The sequence below is a fragment of the Solibacillus silvestris genome, from assembly GCF_051967575.1.
GTDB lineage: Bacteria > Bacillota > Bacilli > Bacillales_A > Planococcaceae > Solibacillus > Solibacillus silvestris_B.
In genome coordinates, this window is the sequence record NZ_JBQCJW010000078.1 from 1 (window position 1) to 1,537 (window position 1,537).

Annotated in this window: 2 protein-coding genes; one reads left to right on the plus strand and one right to left on the minus strand. The window is 39.0% G+C overall.

From position 1 onward, the window contains the following. The first annotated feature begins 48 nt into the window (after positions 1-48). Positions 49-891 carry an aldo/keto reductase gene (locus ACTHOQ_RS18820; protein WP_440497723.1) on the plus strand — a complete coding sequence of 281 codons (843 nt, stop codon included), beginning with the start codon at positions 49-51 and terminating at the stop codon, positions 889-891. A 75-nt stretch (positions 892-966) separates the two neighbouring features. Here ACTHOQ_RS18820 and ACTHOQ_RS18825 read toward each other — a convergent pair whose 3' ends face one another. Next, on the minus strand, positions 967-1,311 hold the full coding sequence (locus ACTHOQ_RS18825) for a Na-translocating system protein MpsC family protein (RefSeq protein WP_440497724.1): 345 nt from the start codon (positions 1,309-1,311) through the stop codon (positions 967-969). Between the last annotated feature and the right edge of the window lie 226 nt (positions 1,312-1,537).

Genomic DNA, 1,537 nt, shown 5'->3' on the forward strand with positions numbered 1-1,537 from the left:
CAGTATTATTACTGTTTCCTTTAATTATAAAAAATGGAGGTTTATATTATGTTTAAAAATCTGCAGCATACAACAACATTGCATAACGGGGTCAAAATGCCTTGGCTTGGACTAGGTGTTTTTAAAGTGAAGGAAGGACCGGAACTTGTAAATGCCGTTAAGTTCGCCATTAAACAGGGCTATCGCAGCATTGATACAGCAGCGATTTATGAAAATGAAGCAGGCGTTGGTCAAGCTATCAAGGAGGCAATGGAAGAAACCGGTCTTTCGAGAGAGGAATTATTTATAACTTCCAAAGTATGGAACTCGGATTTAGGCTACGAATCGGCTATTGCCGCATACGAAACAAGTTTAAATAAGCTGGGCCTTGATTATTTGGATTTATACCTTATCCATTGGCCGGTGGAAGATAAATACAAAGATGCATGGCGAGCGCTGGAAACCCTTTATAAAGAAGGTAAAGTTAAAGCTATCGGTGTCAGCAACTTCCAAGTCCATCATCTTGAAGACTTGCTTAAAGATGCCGAAATTAAACCAATGATCAACCAAGTCGAATACCACCCGCGTCTGACGCAATTGGACGTAAAGCCTTTCTGCGAGAAGAACGGCATTCAACTGGAAGCTTGGTCTCCATTAATGCAAGGCCAATTGTTGGATCACCCAACATTAGTCGAATTATCCAAGAAATATAATAAGGCCGTTTCTCAAATCATTATAAGATGGGATTTGCAAAATGGCGTGGTGACAATCCCGAAATCGACGAACGAGCAACGAATCGTAGAGAACGCGAATATTTTCGATTTTGAATTGTCGAATGAAGATATGGAACTCATCAACAGCCTAAACCAAAATCTGCGCGTAGGGCCAGACCCTGATAATTTCGACTTTTAACTAATTGCTTCATTGAAAAGCTGCGCTCGCAACAATAGAGTGCAGCTTTTTTGCGGCTAATTATTATTTGTATTTCTATACGATTGGCTTTTCAAATATAAAGACCGATACAGCCATATCCTCTTCAACCTTTATATCCGAAAATAAATGAAGCAGCTTTGCATCGAAGAGCTCCTCCATTCCTTCCGGGATTTGCTGCTTATAGATTTCCTGGATCATTTGTGTTCTGGCATTATGAATGACCCTTTTGCCTTCTTCGGATTGTATAATAAATTTTTCGGTCGGTGTCAGAACGCCGTACATTGTAGTGACAGCCATATTCTCCACGAAATGAGTATAAATTCTTTCCGGACCTTTTCCATAAAGTTCCTTTCGAACTTTTCGCACAATTTCATTAAATGCAGTTTCCCTTTTTCCCATGCCCTCGTCCTCCTGTTTATTAAAAACTATACATTAAAACCGTGGAAAAATTAAATTACTTATTTCCATCTTGTTCTTTTCAAGCTGAGTAGTATAATAAAGGAAATGAACAAAATTTAGACAAACTGCCAAATGGAATTCTAATAAAATTGGATCTACGTCAAATTTTCGGACACATTCTGCCTAAGTTTTTTCTTGGGGCAACATCCCGAACGGATTGTTCCAC